The sequence below is a fragment of the Pseudomonas sp. DW-iso17 genome (assembly GCF_058725345.1).
Genome location: NZ_JBZXEA010000012.1, coordinates 1 through 22,719, shown reverse-complemented (window position 1 = coordinate 22,719; position 22,719 = coordinate 1). Strand labels below are relative to the sequence as shown.

Here is a 22,719-nt window from a genome sequence, read left to right as displayed (position 1 = left end):
CCATATGGCATGGCTAAAATTAATAGACTAACACTATCATCACCAAGTCTGAGAGCCATTTAGCGTATAGGAGTTCAACTGTGACCTCGATAAATCGTATTTTTGCCAGCCTAGTTGCCTTGATGGGGCTGGGGCTATTGTTAGGTGGAGCTTACCTCTTAACCCTTGGCGGATCGTTTTATTACGTGCTGGCCGGATGGGCCTATCTGAGCGCTGGCGTCATGCTTTGGCGTAGGCAAGTTTGTGGAGTATGGCTGCTGGTAGCGGTTGCCGTGCTGAGTGTTCCGTGGGCGCTCTGGGAGTCAGGCACGTTCTATTGGGCGCTGTTTCCACGCCTGCTCGTACCGGCAGCGATGGCGAGCATCGGCTTGCTCCTGTTATCCACTTGGTCGCCTGCGGACTCCCGGCGCCGGATACGCGGCCTGGGTGTACTAGCGCTATTAGGGACGGCTGTGTTCTTTGGGTTTGCCTTTACTCCACATGGTGTCGTCTCGCCTGTCTCGGGCACACCTTTTACTGCAGCAGCCACAAACACCACGCCTTCAAATTGGTCCGCATATGGCCGAACCACTGCGGGTACGCGCTACGCGCCCTTTACGCAGATCAACCGTGACAACGTTCAGGACCTGAAAGTGGCCTGGACCTATCGTACCGGCGCGAAGATCCAGTTGGACAAGGGCGCCGTGGATTCGAACACCCCATTGCAAATTGAAGATACGTTGTTCACTTGCACACCCGATGATCGCATTGCTGCCATCGATGCAGATACGGGGGTAGAACGTTGGAAATTCGATACCCATAGTGCATCTCCTATCTGGAACCGTTGCCGCGGCCTGGGTTACTACAAGCTCAAGGAGGCGCCGGCTGATGGCGTCTGTGCGGAACGAATCGTCAATTCCACCATCGATGCGCGCCTGATCGAACTAGATGCCAAGACCGGCAAGCAGTGCCCAGGTTTTGGCAGCGACGGCGTCGTCGACCTGAAGCAGGGCATGGGCGACGTTAAGCCTGGGTTCTACTTTCAGACTTCCGCGCCGCTGGTGGCGCGCGACTACATTATTATCAGTGGCTGGGTAGTTGATAACTACAGCCGCGGTGAGCCGTCAGGCGTGATCCGCGCCTTTGATGCCCGCACCGGCGCACTGGCATGGGCGTGGGACCTGGGCAACCCGGACATAACCGGCTTGCCACCGGCGGGGCAGACCTACACGCCCGGCACGCCCAACATGTGGACCGCCGCTGCCTATGACGACCAGTTGGGTCTTATCTATGCGCCGCTGGGAAATGCCACGCCGGACTTTTTCGGCATGGAGCGACCACCGCACTCGGATGAATACAACTCTTCCCTTGTCGCCCTCGATATCATGACGGGCCGCCCGAAATGGAAATTCCAGACCGTCCATCACGACATCTGGGACTACGACTTGCCTTCTCAACCCGCGCTGGTCGATTTGCCTGACGGCCAAGGCGGAACCATCCCCGGGGTATTGCAAACCACCAAGCGTGGCCAGCTTTTCCTGCTAAATCGCGCCACCGGGGAGCCGATTGCGGACGTCGTCGAAAAGCCCGTGCCTACGGCCGGTGCGGTACCTGAAGAAAAGCTTTCGTCTACACAGCCTTATTCGGTAGGGATGCCGACTATCGGTGCCGAACACCTCACCGAGAAGAAGATGTGGGGGGCAACCATGTTCGACCAACTCATGTGCCGCATCATGTTCAAGCAACTGCGCTACGAGGGAGACTTCACGCCGATCGGTCTGACCAAGGCGCTGGATCAGCCCGGCAATATCGGAGGATTCAACTGGGGTAGCGTTTCCTACGACCCCGTTAATCATCTGGCTTACATGAACGATATCCGGGTGCCGAACATCTTTTGGCTGATGCCTCGTGATGAATTCAATACTTGGACAAAAACCCACCAGATCGAGGTGAGCGGACATGGGCCGTCACCGCAGTTGAAAACACCTTACGGTCAAGCCATTTATATCTGGATGTCATCCCTAGGGGTTCCGTGCAACCAGCCACCCTATGGGACCGTCACGGCGGTCGATCTGAATACGCACAAGGTGGCCTGGCAAGTGCCGGCTGGCACCACAGAGCAATTGGGGCCACTGGGTATCGCATCACACCTGCCCATGCCCATGGGCATGCCAACTTATGCAGGAACGATGACCACGGCAGGCGGCCTCGTATTCTTTGCCGGTTATCAGGACTACTACATCCGGGCATACGACGGGCAAAGTGGCAAACTCGTCTGGGAACATGAGTTACCGGTCGGCGCCAGCGCCACGCCGATCTCCTACGTCTCGCCGACGACGGGCAAACAGTACGTTGTCATTTCCGTAGGCGGGGCAGCGCATTCTCCCGACACCGGTGACTATGTAATGGCCTTCAGCCTTCCGACATCCCAACCGTGAAGCGTCTGCAGCGACAGCAAAAGAAGGCGTTACCTGTACATGGCCAGCGCTGAATACGTGTTCAAAGCTGACGAGAAACCGGCGATGGCGGGCAGTCCTTATAAGCCCAGGCTGTCGCCGGCCAGGCGTGGCATATATTTTGTCGTAGGCTTATTCCTCGGGACCTGCACGACGCTGTGCAACGGCCTGGTGGCGAGCAATCTAGGCGTAATCTCTGGCTCTATTGGCGAGTACACGGCTCAGGTCTCATGGTTGGTGGCAGTTTTTTTGGCGATCAATGCCAGCGCCAACCTGACCTTGGTCAAGGCCCGGATGCAGTTCGGAATCCCTTTGGTCACGGCAAGCATTGTCGGTACCTACATCGCTGCCTGTGTGCTGCAGTTACTGTGGCCCACTTTGACAACTGCGGTCATTGCCACGGCGATCAACGGCTTGATGTGCGCGACGTTGATCGCCTTGAGTACCTATTATCTGATGCAGGCCCTAGCCCCATCGGCCCAGCCGATGGCCCTGATTATCAGCGTAGGGCTTACCCAGATAGGATCGCCGGTGGCGCGCATGATTCCCGTGGAGTTTCTCGCCTCGGAACATTGGTTGGGGCTGCACTTGTTGAATCTGGGCATTGGTATGGCGGTGTTGGGTGTGACGTTGGCGGTGCCTTTGCCACGCAGTGATAGGGCCAGCGTGTTTTCTGCCTCGGACGCAGTCGTGATTGTATTGCTGGTTTCATCCTTCCTGCTGTTTGCCGGTGTGCTTGGCCTCGGCCGGAGCTATTGGTGGACCGACGCGCCCTTTCTCGGCTGGATGCTGGTGGCGGCTATCTCGTTGCTGGTGACGGTGGTGTTCATTGAACGACGTCGGCTTCAGCCGCTGTTGCAATTGGAATGGCTGGGCAGTTTCGACTTGATGCGTTTTGTTGCGATTGCGCTGCTGGTTCGGCTATCGCTGGCCGAGCAGACTTTCGGCTCGGTAGGTTTGCTATCAATGGGCGGGCTCAATAACGATCAGTTGCGTGTCCTGTTTGCGTGCGTACTGGTGTCGATGCTGATGGGGATCGTCGTCGCTTGCCTGACGTTGTCGCCCAAACGTATCCCCTGGCAGGTCATGGTCGCGGCGTTGTTTATCGCAACGGGAGCGTATCTGGACTCGCAATCCACCAGCCTCACGCGTGCGCCGCAACTGTACCTGAGCCAGTGTTTGATTGGGTTCGGTGCGACGCTGTTCATCGGGCCTGCCTTGATCTTTGGCTTTCTCAAACTGTTCGCGAAGGGACCTCAGTACATGATCACGCTCGTGGTCCTGTACGGGGCGAGCCAGAGTATCGGCAGCCTGGCAGGGTCGGCTGTAATGGGCAGCTACGAGTTCATCAGAACCCAGTCCCATATCGCTAGCCTGGCGGACAGTGCGCCGATCACCAATCCCCTTGTCGTAGCGCGCCTCGGCATTGGCGAGGCGTTGCTTTCGAGTCATATAGCCGACCCGGAACAGCGCCAGAAACAGAGCAGCAAGCTGCTAGGACAAGCGTTGCAGCAACAGGCTAGCGTACTGGCATTCAATGACGTCTTTCGCATGGTGTCAGTGCTGGCTTTTGGCACCGCGATGTATGTGTTTTATCTGCAGATGTCGGCTTTTTTCCTCTCGCGCATCCGTCGCGAGCCTGAGAACGTAAATGACTGATTCCATGACTGTTCCATCGGATGTTGAACACACTGCTTCTCATTGGTCGCCCCCGCCCCGGGGCCGTTTGCAAGGCATCATCATGGTGCTGGCTGCGATTGGCGTTATTACGATCGTCCTGTACATCTGGAAGTTGCCGCCTTTTGACGCAGGTCTGCAACAGACAGATAACGCCTATGTGAGGGGGCGAACCACGGTGATTGCCCCTCAGGTCAGCGGCTATATCGTCCAGGTGGCCGGGCAAGATTTCGCGCAGGTCAAGCGAGGCGAGGTCCTTGTGCGTATTGACGATGAGGTCTATCAGGCGCAGGTAGATGAGGCGACGGCCAATCTTGGCGTCGCCAATGCCGACCTCTCCAACAACCAGCAGGCGCACGCTGCTCGCATGGCGGGCATCGAGAGTCATGTTGCAGCTATGGCCGGTGCGCAGGCGCGCTTATTGCGTGCCCGCGCTGACATGCAGCGCGCAAACGCGTTGGTCATGGATGGCGCCATTTCTACGCGCGAGCGCGACCAGGCACGAGCCGATTTCAGTCAAGCCCAGGCCGAGGTACAGCAGGCGGGTGCGCAAGAGTCGATTGCTCGGGAGGAGTTGCGTACCGTGGATGTCGGCCGTGAAGGTCTGGAAGCCCAGGTGCGGGTGGCACAGGCAAAACTGCGTGCGGCTCAGATTGATCTTAATCACACGGTCATCCAGGCGCCGGAGGATGGCGTGCTCGGAGAAGTGGGCGTGCGGTTGGGCCAATTCGTGACCCACGGGACACAATTGATGTCGGTAGTGCCCGCTGATCACTGGATAGTCGCGAACTACAAGGAGGCGCAGACTAAGGCTATTGCGCCCGGCCAGATCGCGACGCTCAGGATTGATGCGTTAGGAGGGGCGACGCTAACGGGGCATGTCGAGCGGCTCTCACCAGCGACGGGCTCGGAATTCGCGGTGCTCAAGCCGGACAATGCAACGGGCAATTTCGTCAAGGTACCGCAGCGTATCGGGGTGCGCATATCTGTTGATCCAGACCAGCCTTTCGAGTCTTCGCTGCGCCCGGGCATGTCGGTTGAGGTCGATGTCGATACGCGTCATCGGTGAGGAGGCGGGTAGTGGGCCATCAGCATTCAGTTGCTGTTGAGAGCCCCCTGGAGCGTATGGACAGGTAGTGGGTCCCAGGTCCGGCTTTCCCGTAGGGCACACGTGCCCCGTAATCTGAGGGTGCTTTACTTTGCCACGACGTTGTCCCGTGTAAAAAATATGCGAGCGTGCCGAGGTTGAGAGCGTTTCAAGATTGGCTATTCGAGGAGGTTCATGCGGCTTAGGGCATGCACACGAAATCGGCAATCACATCGGTAGCTCAGTTCAGCGTTCGGCGAACGCTGTCTTATGAGGTGTGACTAATTTATGATGCCAGGATGATAAATTTGGATGCAGCATCATGAGTACACGTTCAGACCTTTTGACCAGCGCCGAGGTTCTGCTGCGCACGAAAGGCTATGCGGCCTTCAGCTATGCCGACCTTGCGGACGACATCGGCATTAAAAAGGCGAGTATTCATCATCACTTCCCCACCAAGGAAGGCTTGGCAATTGCCATCGTCGAGAGCTACCTGTTCCGGTTTAAAAAGCAGCTGGACGCTATCAATGATGAACACGTCAGTGTTGTCGACCGGCTGAATGCCTTCGCCTTGATGTTCGCTCACAGCAGCCTGAACGGGATGCTTCCACTCTGTGGAGCCTTGGCCGCAGAGCTTATGGCCCTGCCTGAAAGCCTCAAAGAAGTGACAAAGGAATTCTTTGAGATCCATCTCACTTGGCTCCAAGAAAATATTAAGCAGGGTCAAGATCGAGGAGAGCTTAAAGCCGAACTGGATGTAATCAGGGTTTCAAGGTTCATATTGAACACTTTAGAAGGTGCGAGCTTTGTTTCTTGGGCGATGAGCGATGATTACGAGAGATCTTCGGGATTTGATTTGATTTTATCTACCCTTCGTCACTAAAGACGTAGCAATTACGTTTATAGACTCTACCGCTGCACTCTCTGCCCGGGGGCGTCTTTCATCGCTGTATCTTTGGTACATATTCCAATAGTCTCCCGACTTGATCGCCTGCCAAGAGCAGGCGGCCTTGAATTATTTGATTCGGGGTCGCGAGCCAATCTACGCTGTCTTAATTAGCGCAGACTAAAACTACCAGATAGATCACTCGGTATTATCTGGTGTGCGGTAGATTTGCATCCAATGACGGGGAGGTTTGCTTGTAGGCGGCGCTTTTTCCTGACCGCGAATTGTACAGTACCGCCCATGTTTAGCGGCGACCGCGCTCTTGGCTGCGTTCAAAGTGACCTCTTGAAACGAAGCTCCATCTCGTCCCAATACGTGGCCTGGGGCATAAACAGCGATAAACCTCCTTGATTTTATATCTATGCGGAGACGGTCTTGTGCCATCAATTCGTACAGTTACATAAAACAAACCTGATGCTTAGAGCTGTGAGATGACCTGTGCTGGCGTCACTCTCGGAGTGATTCTGTCGGTCACGACTCCCACTGTGTTGTCATCAATATTCCCAAATCCTCTATGCAGCCTAGCTTTTCGAAGCTATTGGTATCGTCATCTTCCTTGTAAGTCAACCTACTACTTGGTAGGCTTGTTTCTCTTCCGGTCGAATCGTCCGGCTTATCTGAAGAGGAACGTCCAATGAGCAGCAATCTGAATGGTATCGATGTCGCCGCACTCCAGAATTTCGCCGAAGGCGTTGCTGGTGATGCGACTAAGCGCCACGCAAGCTTCAACGTTAAGACTGCTTGGAAGGGTCAGACCCGTTCTGTAGCCAAAGTCAGCCGTTACAGCTTGGCTGGTGAAACCTATTCCCGCGATTTTGAAATTGCAGCCGATGAGCCGAATGAATTGCTTGGCGAGAACACCGCGCCCAACCCTCAGGAGCTGCTGATGGCTGCTCTCAACGCCTGCATGTCGGTCGGCTATGCCGCCAATGCCGCGATGATGGGCATCAAGATTCACAGCCTGGAGATCGAGACTGACGGCACCCTCGACCTGCGCGGTTTCCTAGGCATCGACGAAAGCGTTAACCCAGGCTACGACGAGGTGAGTGTCGTCATTCGCCTGCAAACCGACGCCTCCCGTGAGCGTGTAGAGGAGCTGCACAACGTAGTGCTCAAGACTTCGGTCAACTACGCAAACTTCTCTAAAGCCATTCGCATGCTCCCTAAGCTCGAAGTCATCGAAGGCTAACCGTTCTGGCCATAGGTCAGCGCGGCACCTTGCCGCTGGCGACCTCTTACGAATCTAATACCGGAGTCTGTAATGAGCGATTTTTTTGCAGGTAAAAAACTGTTGGTTGTTGGCGGCACGAGCGGCATGGGCCTGGAAACAGCGCGCCAGTTTTTAAAGGCAGGTGGCAGCGTGGTTCTCACCGGCAGCAAACAGGATAAAGCCGATGCTGTGCGCGCCGAGCTGAGTCAGTTGGGGACCGTATCAGTGATCGTTGCCAACCTCATGACCGAGGAAGGGATGAATCATGTACGCAACGAAATCAATGCCAACCACAGTGACATCGGCTTCATGGTGAACTCTGCAGGCATATTCATTCCGAAGCCTTTCATCGAGCACGATGAGGCTGACTACGACATGTACTTGGATCTGAACCGCGCCACATTCTTTATCACGCAGGCCGTGGTCAAGAATATGCTTGCTGCCAAGCGCGAAGGCTCCATTGTTAACGTCGGTTCGATTGGCGCGCAGGCCGCGCTGGCCGGCTCTCCAGCAACCGCTTATTCGATGGCCAAGGCGGGCCTGCACGCAGTCACCCGAAACCTGGCAATTGAATTGGCTCCCTCAGGTATCCGAGTCAATGCCGTTTCGCCAGGCATCGTTCACACCTCGATCTATGAAGGTTTCATGGATAAGGACGCGATCCCGGATGCGATGAAGTCGCTGAACGACTTCCACCCACTGGGTCGAGTCGGTGTTCCTGAAGACGTCGCCAACACCATCCTCTTCTTACTCTCCGATAAAACCTCCTGGGTGACTGGTGCTATCTGGGACGTCGATGCAGGGGTGATGGCGGTGCGTGCCTAAACACCGAGGCAAGCTCTGCGTGTAGCGCCTCTCATTGGGGCGCTCTGCAGCACGCCGCTCCGGTGACAAGGGTGCTGGTTGTAGGAGTTTCAAGTGTCCATCAAAAGCCGCGCTGCTGAGCTACGCGGAAACCGCTTACAGGCTTTTTCCCGACTTTTTGTGATCAGCGCGAATGAGGGGCTGCTGCCGTTATGCGGCGCCTTGGCGGCGCAAATCGCTGCGTTGCCTTTGTCGCTCCAAGGGCTCACAAGGGAATTCTTCAATTCGCAGCTCACTTGGCTCCAAAGCACCCTCAATGACGCCGTCCGGCAGCACAGCTGATCGCTGGGAACATCTGTTGAGCACTTCGCTTTCATGCTTCTGAGCATGTTGGAGGGAGCAAGCCTCATTGATTGGACATTGGGTCGCTCAGCCGACCCGTTGGCTGGCTTTAACCATTTGCTTGAAATGGCCGCAATGCAATCTTCACTTCTCCGTGCAGGAAAAAATATGCAAACCCCTTCGAAAAAATATGTAGTCGATATCTGGTCTGATTATGTGTGTCCCTGGTGCTGGATTGCCAAGCGTCGTTTTGAAAAAGCACTCGAAAACTTACCGCAGAAGGACGATGTACAGGTCAACATTCGGGCCTATCGACTGGCTGCAAATCACGCCCCTGAACCGATGATCGCGGCACTGAAACGTAAACTCGGCAACCCAGACTCCGCAGCGGCGATGATGAGTACGGTCAGTAAATATGGCCAGGCTGACGGGCTGGATTATCGCTTCGACACCATGATGTTTGGTGACACAGCGGATGCTCATATCCTGGTGAAAGCAGTTGAAGACACGACAGTGAAAAAGCGCCTTGTTGAGGCGCTGTACGAGCAAAGTACCAGTCACGGCAAGTCGCTTTTTGATCGCGTCAATTTGGAGGCGATTGCGAAGGAGGCAGGTGTGCCCGATGAATCAATTCAGTTGGCGCGGTCATCCGTGGAGCTGCGTGTTGAGATGCTAGAGGACGAGCATTTCGCAGCCCAACTGGGTTCCGGCGTGCCACTTTTTGTCTTCAACAACGCGTTCTCGGTGTCAGGTGCTCAGCCAGAAGCGATCTTTCTTGAAGCGCTGGATCAAATGGTTGCTAAAGCGAGAACCGGGGATAGCTCATTGATGGGTCAAGTCTGCGGCATTGATGGCTGCGAAATTTGATGGACAACGGAACGGGGGTACTCAGAAGGTGCCCCCTTTTCCTTAACACAACATGTGAGATCCCAATGAGCCGTATCGTTGAATTGAGCGCTCCCCAATTTGCCCGCTTCGTAGCCAAAGGAAGCAGTGTCGTAATGTTCTCAGCCTCTTGGTGCAAACCCTGTAAAGAAATGAAGCCAATCTTCATTGAGCTGGAGGAAAAGCTCCACTCTCTAGCAGTTTTTGGGAAGATCGATATCGCGGCGTCTCCGACAATCGCGCAGATGTACGGCATCCGCTCTGTGCCGTCGTTGGCGGTGTTTCATGAAGGCCGACTGTTGAAAGTCTTCGCTGGGTCTAAATCGGTCTCGGCCTTGAAAAAAGCAATCATCACTGAGCTGGAAGATGCTAGCTAACCAAGCATCCCTCCGCGACCTATAAGCCAAATCAGCTACCTGTCTCCCTATGCGCAAGGCTCACTTTTCCTGGGCCAGCATCACTTGGATGAGCGCGGTCTTCATTGAATATTTCCGTTAGTAAAGCGTTGGCTCGTTTGTAAGCGTCATACTTGAATTCGGTATCGTCTTGGGCCTGAGCGGCCATCTCCTCTAGCATCTCCAAATTCAGGCGGCGGAATCGATCCGCACGCTCACGAGCTTCGTAGCGTCCTATCCCGAGTTGCTCCAAAACCCCGGCGCCCGAGGGGCAATGCGCTTTCAAATGTTTCTCGCTCGACTTCTTCCACACCCATCTGACGTAGGGTAATGATGTGCCCCATAGCTATACCAGTACAGCGGGTGTTGCAGAACGAGGAGATCCGCCTGTTCCACCGCTCTCTGCTCAGCTTGAACGTCGATATTGAAACCGGGGTAGAGGTCGTACAGCGAACGGATTGCGACAGCGGGATTGCTGGCTGCCAGATTGAGCATCAACATGTTGACGTTGGATTTGTCAGGGTAAGGATGGGCGTAAATGATCAGAATCACGGAGTAGTCCCCACAAACCTGGCGTTCTCCAAGAACGGAAAAGCTCCCTGTTCGTTGAGCATGGCCGCACTCAAATAACAGGAAGCTAATGATCTGAAGGTGAAGCCTTACTCGCCGGCTTGCAGCTTCAATACTTCTTGGGTGGTCACAGGTTTGCCACCAATACCCCAGTCTCCACTTTTTACCTCTTCGAAGATGACCCACGTGAGAGCGCGCATGTTTTCGCCTTCAACCGACACCATAGCGTCAGTCACTTTGCGAATCACCTCAGCTTTTTGCTCGTCGGAAAAAACGCCTTCAATCCCTTTGATAGTTACGAGTGGCATGGTGTTCTCCTAGATGTTTGTGAAGGAATATCAGGCTTTGGCCGCTGCGTATTCCGGATAGTCGGTGTAGCCCTTATCAATCGAACCGCTTACGCCGTAGTAGGTCGCGCGATCACCCTCGGCCAATGGCCAATTGTTCTGCATGCGCTCTACTAGATCAGGGTTGGCAATGTAGGCGGTGCCAAAGGCGATCAGATCTAGCTCGCCTTTGGCCAACTCAGACTCTGCAATCTCTTTGGTGAAGCCGCCCGCAGCCATCAAGGTGCCCTTGTACGCTTCACGGAATGCAGCGCCGAAACCTGGTGGCGTTTGCGCGGCGAGGATGGTCGGTTGGTAGTTCAGGTGAACAAATGCCAGCTCTCTTTCGTTGAGGGCAGCCGCCATACTCATCCAGGTTTCTTCTTCGCCTTCGTACACCCCGAAGTCATACAGTCGACCAAACGGAGAGAAGCGAACGCCAATCTTCGATCCGCCGATTTCAGCAGCAATCGCATCAATGGTCTCCAGCAGGAAGCGTTGACGGTTCGCAATAGAGCCTCCGTACTGATCAGTACGAGTGTTCAGGGCGCTGCTCAGGAATTGGTCGAACAGGAAGCCGTTGGCTGCCATGATTTCGATACCGTCAAAGCCGGCGTCAATGGCCATCCTTGCGGACTTCACGAAGTCGGCGATGACGCGTTTCACTTCTTCAGTTTCCAGCGCACGTGGTGTGCTTGGCTGTACCGGGCCAGATTTACCTGGTTCGATCCAGGCATACACCGTGGTATCTACCGCAGGCACCGTGCCCGAGGAGACTGGCACCATGCCGTGTACCGAGGTGTGGGACATACGGCCTACGTGCCAGAGCTGCGCAAAAATCTTCCCGCCCTTGGCGTGCACCGCGTCAGTCACTTTGCGCCAGCCTGGTAAGTGCACATCTTCGTAAATGCCAGGGGTGTACAGATAGCCGCGAGCCTCATCGGAAATAGGCAGGCCTTCTGTGATCAGCAAGCCGGCGGAAGCTCGTTGCGCGTAGTAAAGCGCGTTGGATTCATTCGGAATGTTGTTCAAGGTTCGGGTGCGAGTCATTGGGGCCATGACAACACGGTTTTTCAGCGGAGTACCGGCCAGATCGTAAGGTGCGAACAGCGTATTCATAATTAATCTCGACGTCGTTGAAGGGGAAGAACATCGGCGTTTGAATTAGGACTTATCGAACGCGTCGAGTACGTGGGTGCTGTACACCAGCGCGGCACCGGCATTCATGTTGATAGCTACACCCAGTGCTTCGGCGACCTCTTCACTGGTTACACCGAGCTTCTTTGCTTCAGCGGCGTGAAATGCAATGCAGCCATCGCAGCGAGTCGTCACGGCCACTGCGAGGGAGATGAGTTCGCGAGTCTTGGCGTCTAGATGATGGGTTTTGCTTCCGGCGGCACCGAGAGCAGCCATACCCTTCATGGTTTCAGGTGACAAGCCATTCAGCTCTATCAAACGAGTGTTGATGTCTTTTCGGGTTTGCTTCCAGTCTTGCATGGGATTCTCACAGGGATGTCGTTGGTTGCAGATATTTAAGATCTGAAACAAAGCTACCATCCAGTTGGTAGGGTTTCAACGAGTCTGGGGTGATTTTTAATATCAATGCAATTTAATAGGCGGCTTTACGCTGTTTTTTTGGAAGGAGAGTTCGAGTGAGAAATATCGCTTAGCTAGCTGGAGGCTTGTTTAGCAACTCAACCATGCCATGCCACTGCGTTTTTTGGGTGACACCAGCTTCACTGATGCGACCGAGCAATTGGGGATTTTCAAAGGGCATCAGACCTTCATAGCTGACCACCACATAGCTGCGGCGGACAGGGTGGTGAATGGGCGTTGAGCGATCCAAAACACTGCAACGCAGAAAGAGCCAAATGGTTTCTTTCTAATGATGCGATGCAGCGTCTGCTCGAGATACTGGATCAGGGAAAAACCAAGCTTTCGAAATTAGGTTGACTGCAAAAAACGGAAGATTGGCTAAGCTCGCAATAGGTGATGCGTCAGGTTGGTCAGGAAGACACCCGTTGTAATACGTGCCGAATGAGAGCAATGGATATACGCAAGAAGTCCCGGTCATGGTTTGTCCCGCTCCTGCTTGTTTTTGCCGTCCTGTGGGCAGTGGGGAAGAAGGACACGCCTTCAGCCCCCGCACAGTCAGGCGTTCTGAGCGCGCCGAGTACGTTTGAGTCGACCTCTCCATCACCCTCAACGCCGGCCCCTGTCTCTGCGACTGAGCACTTTGTAAGCGCTGATAATCTCAATGTCCGGAATCAACCAAGCGGTAAGGTCGTCTCGAAGCTGAAGCGCGGGGAAAAGGTTCAGGCTTTCGAGACGCGCAACGATTGGGCACGCATCAGTATTGATGGTCAATCACCGAAGTGGCTTTCGTCAAAAAGCCTGTGCAGCGGGTCGGGCTGCTACTTCGTTTCGAAACGCAAACCAGTGACTCAGCCAGTACAGCCTGCTCGCCAACAGACTCCAGCTTACGGCTCCTCGTGCCCCTGTTCCTCTGGAAACGTGTGTATAGGGCCTAGGGGTGGTCGATACTGCATTACCTCTGGCGGTAACAAGCGGTATGGCGTATGAGCGATTACCGTCTGCTTTTCCTACAGCCCAATGAGTTACCCTGCTTTGACAAGCTAATCCAACGCGACTAACTTTCATGGCGTGATGCGTTCATGCGCTCGCGCTACACAGCGTTTCTATGTCTCTACCACGTTTTTCGTGGCACCGGTTTGACTAACAGGTAGCAAATGACTGTTAATCATTGGGTCCCTGGTTCGAGTCCAGGTCGTGGAGCCAGATAGAGAAAAGCCTGCAGAAATGCAGGCTTTTTTACAAAGTGTTTCAACTGCCTCTCCTTTTGAACTAAATTAGTCGCTCTGTTGCAGTGCTACTGCGGAAGCCAGATGAGCTCCCGTGAACCAAGAAGGTAGCGCGTCACATGGGTATTAGTGGCACGCTTTTAATCTCCACGGATTCGGTCTATCGCTGCCGTATAGTCGAAATCGACAGTGATGCCATCGATGACCGCATGCAGTCGTCGATGCGGATGACCAGGTACAACCCAGAACTCGCTCGCAGGACCGCTCTGCTTTGTTGTACCCCATATCAAGCTGAGTTTTTCGATCGCTACAGGGTGCGCGACTCGGCCGAATGGTTCTCCCGAAAGGTAGCGGCGTAACTTGGTCTTGAGCTCAAATCGAGAGGGATAGTGATGGCGGCCTAGGTTAATAGGACCGTCTCCTATTATTTTATCCATGGGTGTCTGGGGCGCGCTATGGAGCTCCTGGATCTCACGGTGTTCTCTTAAGCGATTCCAGACGGTGTACCCCCTCTCGACATAATGTTTGATCCACTTAGTCTCGGCTTCTAGCGCCGCCATTTTAGAGTCACAAAACTCAATAGCCTTGAATGCAGGTACTTGGCCCTTTGCCAGAATTTGCGCGATTTTCGCTGCGGCTCGTTTTGTTTTTTCATGTGCGGTTCTTAGGTGGGCTTGCTGACGACGAGCAAAATTTCCGGTCTCGCCAACATAAAATGGCTCCTCAGTCTCAGGGTCCACGATTGCGTAAACGATGATTCGTTTCGGACTGGTGCCGTCTAGCGCTTTTTGAAAGGGTACGTCGCTCGATGCAGCTCCTAAGATTTCAGAGTTAAAGTGGTAGATGGGAGAGTGGCAGGAGTGTGGATTGCGTGTGTTCTGCCGGTACCATTCTTCTGCGAGCTCAAGTGATCTGAAGGCTCGATGATCAGCGCCCGGAAAGTGATCGATAGCAAGGCGGGCACCGCCTTCCCATTTGTTGAAAATGCCCGTCTGGCGGCCATGCACCACTGCGTAAAAACGAGGTTTTTTTGCCATGAGGAGCAACCTTCTTCAGTCTTCTTCCCTGTTTTACGTATAGCTATTCGTCCATCCATTGCCCTTGGACGAAATAGATGCTGTCCGGTAAAGGCGGATCAGCACGATCGACGATACGATGGCGAGCCTTGCCCCTGCAATTGATACTTCCCATGAGCCGGAATTATGAGATTTGGCTGGACGATAATGTTTAATGCCTCGCTCCTGAAGTTCTAGGTCTGCTACTGAACTCCACCTTAAAAGAGCATGCCGCGCCTGTGGTGAATGGCTCTAGCCACTGCCATAGCGGCGTCCAGCTCGCTCATTCCATGCACATTCATCAGTCTGAATCGCTAAGCTTTCTCTTCTGGCCCAGTCATCGCCATCGCCAAGTAAAGGCTCGGCGGTACCGCCCGAAACAGCACCTCCGTGGACTTCGACAGAATAACCCCCTCCGTGAGTTTCCCTGACTCCTTACGAGCTGAAAGCATCAGCGCTTTTTGAGCATCATTGAGTTCGCGGAACCGGGCGATTTTGTTGACCTCGTCAGGCGGCATGTCCAGACATATCCACCACTCAATCATGTTCAGCAACGGTTCTGCCGCTTTGAGTATTGGAGGGGCGGTTCAACGGTGACGCGCGCTACGGCCCGGTAACTGGCCGCAGCGCCGAGGTGAGGGGGAGAGATAGAGGGAAAGGGTTCAGCCGTGAATATGTTCAGCCGCATGCATGGCCAGGTAGGCATCCAGCTTCTTGTCGTTCAAACCCAAGGTGTCGAGAATTTGCGCCATGAAACTGACCGGCGCGCTGCCAGGAGCCGTGACCACACCCTGGTCGGCAACGGCGTACGGTACGTCCTGGTAATAATCTGCTCCGCGATAATGCACCTGCTTGAGGTTGTCAGCGGAATTGGAGGTGTGCTGCAAGTGATCCAGCACTCCAGCCTTGGCGAGTACGCGGGTACCGTCACAGATTCCCGCCACGACGATGTTCCTGGCGTGAGCCTCACGGACCAGCGCCTCGATGGCGGGGGCGTTGTCTGTTCTCCAGATCGGGCCTCCCGGCACAATCAGCAAGTCGACATCGTCCAGCCGAATGGCCTCGATGGCCAGGTCGGGAATGATGGTCATGCCTCCGGATGATGTTACTTGCTTGCCACCGGGAGCGGCAAAACAAGTCTCGAAGCCATAGTAGGCGCGGCCCGTGGAATTGATCAGCGCGGGCTCCCAGTCAGAAAAATTCTCGGTGAGAATAGTAACGGCACGTACCATTTGAGTGTCCTTCTCAAGTTTCCATGATAATCAGCAGCAACCTGCCCAGCAGGGTTGTCCTGGTGGGCATTGCCGTCGAGTGTACTCGCCAGCGGGGGTGATGGGTGGTGTGGTGGAGGATTGGCAGTATGTGTTTCAACTAACAATGACAGTGATCAACGCGGCGGTATATTCAGGCGTGAAAGGTTGAGAGGGTGTTCTGGTGCGCTGCGCAGCTCGCCGTTGCGCAGCAAGTCTGCCTCCAGCGCAGCGGCTCTAGAGCGGCCCAGCGCCTGCACTGGGTAAGCATAAAGGCCGTGCATCTAAAACGTGCGCGGTGATTGAACTGCAGGCAGGAGGTAGTCGAACCGTTGCGCAAGGTTCCAGGCTGATAGCCGCTGCAGCTCATCGACATCGATCGACTCATCTTCCTGCGCGGTGTAGCACTCGTCACCACTGCGCCTGTCATCGGGATAGACCATAAAACCACCACGGCCGTCAGGGCAGTCGGGCAGATACACCGAGGACAGGTCGCGTTGCTCATCGAGGTGCGCATTCAAGCGCGCGATATAGACACCCATCGAAACCGCCACACCAATAACCAGCACCACGCAGGCGACCAACTGGCTGGCATAGTTGGCGCCCAGCTCATCACGACGCACGGGCGACATGACACGACCCTGTCTGCTCAACATTCTGGCCAATCAGAAACCAGCCACTGCCTCCCATGCGTACCAGCTGAGTTTGCTGTGGAAGGATGCCCACCATCAGCGCGAGGAAAATCACGGCTAACAGCACCCCTTTGATCATCGAATACAGGTTCATGACGGTGACGAGCTCTGGATAAGAAGAGCCTTAGCCTAAGCAGCACCAGGTTAACGCCAGGTAAACATCGGGGGATAAAGCCCGACTTCCGCTATTCTTCACACCGCTGCGCACTGCCTGCCCGAGGGGTTTTTTCCGTGCATATTCATCTGCTGCTGGTCGAGGACAATCTGGACCTGGCTACCACCGTCATCGAGTACCTGGAGATCAGCGGCATCGTCTGCGATCACGTCAGTAATGGTCAGACCGGACTTAACCTGGCCCTCAATCAGCATTACGACGTTATTCTCCTGGATATCATGCTGCCGCGACTGGATGGGCAGCAGGTATGCGATCGGTTGCGCCAGCAAGGCATCCAAACGCCGATCCTGATGCTGACCTCGCTGGACGCGTTATCCGACAAGCTCGCCAGTTTTGCCGCTGGCGCCGACGACTACCTGGTCAAGCCGTTCGAACTGGCCGAACTGGTCGCCAGGATTCGTGCCCTGAGCCTGCGTCGCAGCGGCCAGACCAGTCGGCTGCAAGTGGACGACCTAGTGATGGAACTGACCACGCGTAAAGTCAGCCGGGCAGGGCAGGAGCTGCATTTGTCGCCCATCTGTTGGACCTTGTTGGAAAACCTGATGCGCGCAAGTCCTCAACCGGTCTCTCGGGAGCGCCTGGAGGCGAAGATCTGGGGCGATGAGCCGCCCGACAGTAATTCGCTCAAAGTACATATGCATCGGCTGCGCAAGACGGTAGACAAACCCTTTGGCCGGCCGTTGATCCATACCCTGGCGGGTGTCGGCATTCAGGTAAAACCCCATGCGTAACGGCCTGAGTCTGAAGTGGGTAATCAGCGGCAGTTTCCTGTGTCTGATTGCGGTGGTGCTGGTGATCTACAGCAAGCTGCTGCCTGAATTCACCGTGCGCGGCCTGTTCTACACGGCCAGCGCGATGATGGAGGAGGAAGCTCAGTATTTTCTCCGGCATTACAAACAGGACCCGACCACGCCGACGCCGCACAATTACTTCTACACCAGCGTCATCGGCAAGGAGGCGTTGCCGCAGGACGTGCGCGAGTTGCTCACTACATCGCCGAGCCTGTCCTTCGGCGCGGTGAATATCTTTGGCGATCTCTATTCCGATGACGACGACGAGCCCTTCCAGATCATCCTCGAACAGCCCCTGGGTGACGGCAAAATCCTCTACATGTACGACATCGATCACGATAAGGAAGCAGGGGGAGAGGTCGAGACGCCGTTGTCTGACGCCTATTTCGATCAGGTCATAGAGAGTGTCAAGTTCATCAGCCTGGCGGTCTTCGTGCCGGCGCTGATCATCATCGCCTTGCTGGTCTGGTGGCTGGTTCGGCCGCTGGGGCGCCTGGTGCAATGGTCCGGCACACTCAAAGACCCTGAGGCACTGACCGGCACACGGCCGGGTTTCAGTTTCAAGGAGTTCAACATGCTGGCTGATGCCCTGGCCAAAAGTGTTGAGCAGGTGCAGGCCGCCAGCCAGCGCGAAGGCCGCCTGTTGCGCTACACCAGCCATGAACTGCGCACGCCCCTGGCGGTGCTCAAGGCCACAATCGAATTGTTGGCCCTGCAATCGGGCGGTGTGCTGCCACCCTCATTGCAGCGCATAGAACGCTCGGTGCTGAATATGCAACTGATCGCCGAGACATTGCTGTGGATGAGTCGCGAGCGTCCAGAGCCGCTGCCGGAAGAAGACGTTGACCTGAGCGAGCTGGTGGGCGACCTGATTGAAAAACACCGCTACCTGATCGGTCACCGAGATATTGAGCTGAGCATCGACATCCACAACGAACCTTGCCGACTGCCCCCTACGGCGTGTCGTATCGTGATCGGCAACTTCCTGCGCAATGCGCTGCAATACGCGGAAGAGGGCACGGTGGATATCAGTTTCAAATACCCCCGGCTGGTGATTGCCAATTACATCAACGAGGCCAAGCCGCGGCAGGAATCCGACGACTATGGATATGGTCTTGGGTTGCAGTTGATGCGGCAATTGTGCGCAAAGCTGGGCTGGCAGATTGAGGTGATCCGTGAGCAACAGAGGTTTACCGTCATTCTTGATTTTACGAGCGGGCGGGCTGTCGAGTCAGAACGTTAAAGGCTGATAGCGCCTCACAGAAGCGCCAACCGGGTTAGGAACGGTTTTATAGCTAGGCCTCAGCATGCAGTCCCCGCTTCCCGCGCGCCAGTGCATAACCACTGACACGCAAGAAGGGCCAGGGCGTTACAACGTCTGCACAATCACCTGGCTTTTCAAATCGTTGACCATGCCTTCAATCGCCGGCTGCATGGCCGCAAAATCCTCCGGCGTGCAGAGAATCTCTGGCTTGCTAAACACATATTGGCGCGTGATCAGCACCGTATTGGCCTTCTTCACATAGGTCGAGCGATAGTCGAAGCCCGCCTGTTTCACCGACACCGCCTTGGGCACCGCGAGGATCTTCACCTTGGCGGGGAACTCCAGGCGCGCTACTTCTGATATCTCACTCGAAAGGCAGGAGAAGTTCTGAGTGCGTTCCTTTTCGGCCATCAAGGAAAACACGCTCTGGCCAATACCGCCGGCCAGGCTGGATAGGGTAGGCACCCCAGTCGGGCCCGGCAGGTTCACCAGGTTGCTGGTGTGGCCATTGATCGCGAACTTGAAGGTATTGGCAGTACTGTCCAAAGCGTCAGTTTCGATCACGCCGCTACCGGATTGCCCAAACATGCTCAGGACCTGTTGCACCAACTGATTACGGTCGGCTGGCTGCATGGCCTTGAGCATGAAGCGGTTAAGCTCCGCGCCCCAACCGTCGATGGTGGAGTCATTGGTAAAGTCTGCAGCGCCTTTGGTGTTGACCTTGAACACCATGGTTGTGTCCACTTTGCCAGGCTGGCGGGACGGTGTCTGCTTACGCTCACCGGTCTGTGTCAGCAATACCGGTTTGCCGAGTTCGGGCAGAGGCAGGTAGCCAGCGGAGATGGGTGTCGCGGTGGAGTCCAGGTACAGATCGAGGCTGGGTACATAAGTGATTACATGGTTGAGCACGCCCAGGGTCGGCACCTGGGGCAGTACGTAGGCGTTGCCGGCGTTGATCAGTGCGGGCGAGCTTTCAATGGCGACGGCTTTGAGCAGCGCTTCAAGCAGGGCTACATGGTCTTTGCAGTCGCCATAACGGTTATCCAGCACCGCCTGCGCTGAATGCGGCACCACGCCACCGGCACCGACGTACACGGCCACATAGCGAATGTTCTTGCGTACCCAGTCACTCAGCACCAAGGCCTTGCTGCGTGGGTTGTCGAGGTTGGCGGTGAGTTCCTTGGCCAGTTGGGTCATGGCCGGGGTCACTTCTACCTGTGCGCGTGCAGCGTAGGCCTGGGCAAACTGTTTGTAGTCGGTGAACGTCGATACGGCCAGCAGTTGCCCGTAGTCGGTGTAGGCAACGGAGCCATCTTCCACGCGATTTTTCTTAGTTTGTTCCACGTCCCAGCGGTACACCGTTCGCCCGTTGGCGTTGGCTGGCGTGGACGCTTTGAAACCCCGTGAGTCGGCGTACAGCTTCATTTCGGCGGGCATGTCGTAGCTCAGGCGCACCTGCTCATTCTGGTAGAAATCCGGCGAGAAAAGGTCTTCGAACTGCCCCGCAAACAACGGCGTATTGCGATGGCGCTGGTACCGCAGAACCATGCGATCACCCACTTGCAGCTCCGGGAAGATCACCACTTTGACCCGCGAGTCCTGAAACATCGGCGCCTGGGCAGACTCCAGTTCCTGCTGCTCCTTGATCCGGTCTGGTGTTACCACGACTTTGCGGCCATCGGATTTGAGAGTGTAGGCCTCGACAATATCCAGAGTTTCCAGGGTGCGATTGTAGGTCACAGAGCGCTGGGCGTTGGAGGTGATCGCGCGCTCTTCATTGATCCGCATAACCCGTTCGACATCCAGCACAAAGCTACCGTCGGGGTTCACGACGTAGGACTGGATGTTTTTTTCGTGGGTCAGGGAAAGGTCGGTGTAATCGGCACGGGCTGGCGTCGTCAACAGCGCGCAGACCGTGACTGCCAGCACACCGAACAGGCGTAACGAAGAGAGCGGGAGGCTTTGCATAGAGATCCTTCTGAGCTAGGGGGGCGCCATTTCACCGGCCGTGTGTTCCTGAATAAGCCGATGGATAGGACTCGCAAGTGCTTCGCCTACTCAATTGGCTGACGTTCAGGGGTTATGAAGATTTTTAGGTTTCTCTCGCACGCTATGTGTGCCGAGACTTCCCATTGAGTAAGACGTTTTCGAAGGATTTTATTTAGCGCTGGTTAATCAGAAAGTTAAAAGCTTTGATCCGTGTCTCTTGGGAGAAGAGGTATTTTTTTGACGGCCGATGATCTTTCCCGTCCTCTTATTTGATATGCCGATAAGGCGTTCGCCATTGATACCTTCGCCCTGGAAAAGACCGGTTCAGCTCGCCGTTGGCGGTATTGCCGATGCGCAATTGATGCCGCACGTCGCCGGCGATACCACCACGGCAATCCGCACCGCTTCGCAGTGCATCGTCGACCGCACCAGGCGTCCAGTCACGCATTGCAGATGCTGCGTAGCTGATACTGCCTGGGCCGGCCGATTACCTAAGCGAGCTTCACATTCATGGTGATGTGGGCGGTGAAGACCTTGACGCCACCCGCATCGAAAATCTCGACCGGCACGATCTTGTCCCCCGCAGTCTGCCAATCGATAGCGCTGCCATCGGCAACAGCGCGGATATCGGTTTTCGCCTTGGCCAGGTATTCCACAGTCATGCCTTTGGGAATCCAGCGTGCGCCTGCGGGGATCGACGCGTCGGTCATCATGCCGCCGGCCAGTTCGGCGGCGTTGCACAGTGCGATGGCATGCACCGAGGCCAGGTGGTTGGTGATTTCCTTGCGAAACGGCACGGTGACCACCGCATGGTTGGGTTTGAGCTCCGCGATCTCGGGAGTGATGGTGCTGAAGTAGGGCGCCATTTGGCACGCCAGGTTGCTGAATGCGGCGGGGCCTACGCTATTGAACATGCTCAGGGCTTGGCTCATCGGAATATCCTCAAAGGGTAGTTACAGAATAATATTCTGTACCAGAACAATATTCTGTAGATTCCATGGCTGTCAACCTGAGCTTTCTCTGCTGGGCGCTCAGCCTATAAACTATTTCGATTTGGCGTTCTCCCATGCACTCCATCGATCTCATTGAGCGCACCTTCCCCGGCAGGCGCAGCGACCTCAAACGCACCATCCTGCGTGAGGCGCTGGCCTGTTTTAACGAGGCAGGCATCGAGGCGACCAACATCGAGACCATTCGTGCGCGCTGCGACACCAGTGTGGGGGCTATCTATCACCACTTCGGCAACAAGGAAGGGCTGGTCGCCGCGCTGTTCTTCGCTGCGCTGGAAGACCAAGCCGCCCTGCGTGACCACTACCTGCAAGCGGCGGATACGGCCCATGCCGGTGTGGTCGGCCTGGTGTACAGCTACGTTGAGTGGGTCACCGCCCAGCCGGACTGGGCGCGGTTTGTTTTCCAGAGCCGTTTCGCCGTGTCCAGCGGGCCGTTCAAGGACGAGTTGATTGCCCGCAACAAGCAGCGCAACCAGCAGTTGAAGGAGTGGATGGGCGGGGAAGGGCGCAAGGAGCACTTCAGTCATTTGCCCGCAGAACTTATCCCTTCGCTGATCATTGGCGCGGCCGAAAGCTACTCGCGTGCGTGGCTGTCGGCGAAGGTCAAAAAAAGCCCCTTTGAGTACCGCGAACTGCTGGCTGAAGCCGCGTGGAAGTCGATCAGCCTGGGTTAGTCAGTCCTCCATCCCCTGTGGGAGCTGTCGAGCTTCAGCGAGGCTGCGAAAGCGGTGGTTCAGGCGCTGAAGAGGTTGCCTGTGCCGCCGCCATCGCAGCCTCGCTGGGGCTCGACAGCTCCCACATTTGGGCGGTGTTATTGTCGAGAATTGTGTTTGGCGCGATGGTCCTGCAAACCGATATTTCACATACACCGCCGATCCCCTGTGGGAGCTGTCGAGCTTTAGCGAGGCTGCGAAAGCGGTGGTTCAGGCGCTGAAGATTTTGCCTGTGCCGCCGCCATCGCAGCCTCGCTGGGGCTCGACAGCTCCCACATTTG

The 22,719-nt window shown here is 55.6% G+C and carries 21 protein-coding genes and 4 pseudogenes; 13 read left to right on the top strand and 12 right to left on the bottom strand.

What is annotated here, in order from left to right; all coding sequences use genetic code 11:
• Window positions 1-80 precede the first annotated feature (80 nt).
• From AC4PS6_RS11750 to AC4PS6_RS11710, 9 genes and pseudogenes are all read left to right on the top strand, one after another.
• Window positions 81-2,417 carry a membrane-bound PQQ-dependent dehydrogenase, glucose/quinate/shikimate family gene (locus tag AC4PS6_RS11750; protein ID WP_103452254.1) on the top strand — a complete coding sequence of 779 codons (2,337 nt, stop codon included), beginning with the start codon at window positions 81-83 and terminating at the stop codon, window positions 2,415-2,417.
• A 39-nt stretch (window positions 2,418-2,456) separates the two neighbouring features.
• Complete coding sequence (locus tag AC4PS6_RS11745; protein ID WP_336827309.1) at window positions 2,457-4,094, top strand: MFS transporter; 1,638 nt, start codon at window positions 2,457-2,459, stop codon at window positions 4,092-4,094.
• Window positions 4,087-5,181 carry an HlyD family secretion protein gene (locus tag AC4PS6_RS11740; RefSeq protein ID WP_103452252.1) on the top strand — a complete coding sequence of 365 codons (1,095 nt, stop codon included), beginning with the start codon at window positions 4,087-4,089 and terminating at the stop codon, window positions 5,179-5,181. The genes AC4PS6_RS11745 and AC4PS6_RS11740 overlap by 8 nt, the downstream gene beginning before the upstream one ends.
• Window positions 5,182-5,521: 340 nt before the next feature.
• Complete coding sequence (locus tag AC4PS6_RS11735; protein WP_014719241.1) at window positions 5,522-6,082, top strand: TetR/AcrR family transcriptional regulator; 561 nt, start codon at window positions 5,522-5,524, stop codon at window positions 6,080-6,082.
• 697 nt (window positions 6,083-6,779) lie between these two features.
• Window positions 6,780-7,334: an OsmC family protein gene (locus AC4PS6_RS11730; protein ID WP_014719240.1), complete on the top strand. Its 555-nt coding sequence runs from the start codon at window positions 6,780-6,782 to the stop codon at window positions 7,332-7,334.
• A 72-nt stretch (window positions 7,335-7,406) separates the two neighbouring features.
• A complete protein-coding gene (locus AC4PS6_RS11725) occupies window positions 7,407-8,180 on the top strand; it encodes an SDR family NAD(P)-dependent oxidoreductase (protein WP_019817523.1) in 774 nt (257 codons plus the stop codon).
• A gap of 132 nt (window positions 8,181-8,312) precedes the next feature.
• Window positions 8,313-8,663, top strand: a pseudogene (locus AC4PS6_RS11720) (TetR/AcrR family transcriptional regulator); the annotation flags it as partial.
• 6 nt (window positions 8,664-8,669) lie between these two features.
• Window positions 8,670-9,368: a DsbA family oxidoreductase gene (locus AC4PS6_RS11715; RefSeq protein WP_014719238.1), complete on the top strand. Its 699-nt coding sequence runs from the start codon at window positions 8,670-8,672 to the stop codon at window positions 9,366-9,368.
• A 65-nt stretch (window positions 9,369-9,433) separates the two neighbouring features.
• Window positions 9,434-9,763, top strand: coding sequence for a thioredoxin family protein (locus tag AC4PS6_RS11710; RefSeq protein ID WP_038450968.1), 330 nt, complete (start codon window positions 9,434-9,436; stop codon window positions 9,761-9,763).
• Window positions 9,764-9,794: 31 nt separating this feature from the next.
• On the opposite strand, the pseudogene AC4PS6_RS11705 reads toward AC4PS6_RS11710, so the two are convergent.
• The 5 genes and pseudogenes from AC4PS6_RS11705 to AC4PS6_RS11685 form a co-directional block, all read right to left on the bottom strand.
• A pseudogene (locus AC4PS6_RS11705) lies at window positions 9,795-10,125 on the bottom strand (glutathione-regulated potassium-efflux system protein KefC); the annotation flags it as partial.
• Between the two features lies 1 nt (window position 10,126).
• Window positions 10,127-10,333, bottom strand: a pseudogene (locus AC4PS6_RS11700) (NAD(P)H-dependent oxidoreductase); the annotation flags it as partial.
• 107 nt (window positions 10,334-10,440) lie between these two features.
• The gene (locus AC4PS6_RS11695) at window positions 10,441-10,659 is read right to left on the bottom strand and encodes a tautomerase family protein (RefSeq protein WP_014719236.1); all 219 of its coding nucleotides are present in this window, start codon (window positions 10,657-10,659) and stop codon (window positions 10,441-10,443) included.
• A 30-nt stretch (window positions 10,660-10,689) separates the two neighbouring features.
• Complete coding sequence (locus tag AC4PS6_RS11690) at window positions 10,690-11,796, bottom strand: alkene reductase (protein WP_108538346.1); 1,107 nt, start codon at window positions 11,794-11,796, stop codon at window positions 10,690-10,692.
• A gap of 45 nt (window positions 11,797-11,841) precedes the next feature.
• Window positions 11,842-12,174: a carboxymuconolactone decarboxylase family protein gene (locus AC4PS6_RS11685; protein WP_014719234.1), complete on the bottom strand. Its 333-nt coding sequence runs from the start codon at window positions 12,172-12,174 to the stop codon at window positions 11,842-11,844.
• A 495-nt stretch (window positions 12,175-12,669) separates the two neighbouring features.
• Here AC4PS6_RS11685 and AC4PS6_RS11680 point away from each other — a divergent pair, with 495 nt between their 5' ends.
• On the top strand, window positions 12,670-13,260 hold the full coding sequence (locus tag AC4PS6_RS11680; RefSeq protein WP_492180833.1) for an SH3 domain-containing protein: 591 nt from the start codon (window positions 12,670-12,672) through the stop codon (window positions 13,258-13,260).
• A 379-nt stretch (window positions 13,261-13,639) separates the two neighbouring features.
• On the opposite strand, the gene AC4PS6_RS11675 is transcribed toward AC4PS6_RS11680, so the two are convergent.
• From AC4PS6_RS11675 to AC4PS6_RS11655, 5 genes and pseudogenes are all read right to left on the bottom strand, one after another.
• The gene (locus AC4PS6_RS11675) at window positions 13,640-14,536 is read right to left on the bottom strand and encodes a ribonuclease H1 domain-containing protein (protein WP_032903718.1); all 897 of its coding nucleotides are present in this window, start codon (window positions 14,534-14,536) and stop codon (window positions 13,640-13,642) included.
• Between the two features lie 236 nt (window positions 14,537-14,772).
• Window positions 14,773-15,123 (bottom strand): annotated as a pseudogene (locus AC4PS6_RS11670) (conjugative transfer ATPase); the annotation flags it as partial.
• 93 nt (window positions 15,124-15,216) lie between these two features.
• The gene (locus AC4PS6_RS11665) at window positions 15,217-15,786 is read right to left on the bottom strand and encodes a type 1 glutamine amidotransferase family protein (RefSeq protein ID WP_032903716.1); all 570 of its coding nucleotides are present in this window, start codon (window positions 15,784-15,786) and stop codon (window positions 15,217-15,219) included.
• Window positions 15,787-16,088: 302 nt separating this feature from the next.
• Window positions 16,089-16,436, bottom strand: coding sequence for a hypothetical protein (locus tag AC4PS6_RS11660; RefSeq protein WP_197900889.1), 348 nt, complete (start codon window positions 16,434-16,436; stop codon window positions 16,089-16,091).
• Window positions 16,417-16,590 carry a hypothetical protein gene (locus AC4PS6_RS11655; protein WP_014719228.1) on the bottom strand — a complete coding sequence of 58 codons (174 nt, stop codon included), beginning with the start codon at window positions 16,588-16,590 and terminating at the stop codon, window positions 16,417-16,419. Before AC4PS6_RS11655 ends, AC4PS6_RS11660 begins: the two co-directional genes overlap by 20 nt.
• 137 nt (window positions 16,591-16,727) lie before the next feature.
• On the opposite strand from AC4PS6_RS11655, the gene AC4PS6_RS11650 reads away from it, so the two are divergent.
• Entirely contained in the window at window positions 16,728-17,402 is a 675-nt protein-coding gene (locus AC4PS6_RS11650; RefSeq protein ID WP_019817535.1) for a response regulator transcription factor, read from the top strand.
• Complete coding sequence (locus AC4PS6_RS11645) at window positions 17,395-18,705, top strand: sensor histidine kinase (RefSeq protein WP_014719226.1); 1,311 nt, start codon at window positions 17,395-17,397, stop codon at window positions 18,703-18,705. The genes AC4PS6_RS11650 and AC4PS6_RS11645 overlap by 8 nt, the downstream gene beginning before the upstream one ends.
• Window positions 18,706-18,831: 126 nt before the next feature.
• Here the strand turns inward: AC4PS6_RS11645 and AC4PS6_RS11640 are convergent, their stop codons facing one another.
• Window positions 18,832-20,694: a DUF3857 domain-containing transglutaminase family protein gene (locus tag AC4PS6_RS11640; RefSeq protein ID WP_336827471.1), complete on the bottom strand. Its 1,863-nt coding sequence runs from the start codon at window positions 20,692-20,694 to the stop codon at window positions 18,832-18,834.
• Window positions 20,695-21,206: 512 nt separating this feature from the next.
• Window positions 21,207-21,647 (bottom strand): hotdog fold domain-containing protein, encoded by a 441-nt coding sequence (locus tag AC4PS6_RS11635; protein ID WP_003192702.1) that lies wholly within the window; start codon window positions 21,645-21,647, stop codon window positions 21,207-21,209.
• Window positions 21,648-21,781: 134 nt separating this feature from the next.
• Here AC4PS6_RS11635 and AC4PS6_RS11630 point away from each other — a divergent pair, with 134 nt between their 5' ends.
• Window positions 21,782-22,399, top strand: coding sequence for a TetR/AcrR family transcriptional regulator (locus AC4PS6_RS11630; RefSeq protein WP_014719222.1), 618 nt, complete (start codon window positions 21,782-21,784; stop codon window positions 22,397-22,399).
• The last annotated feature ends 320 nt before the right edge of the window (window positions 22,400-22,719 follow it).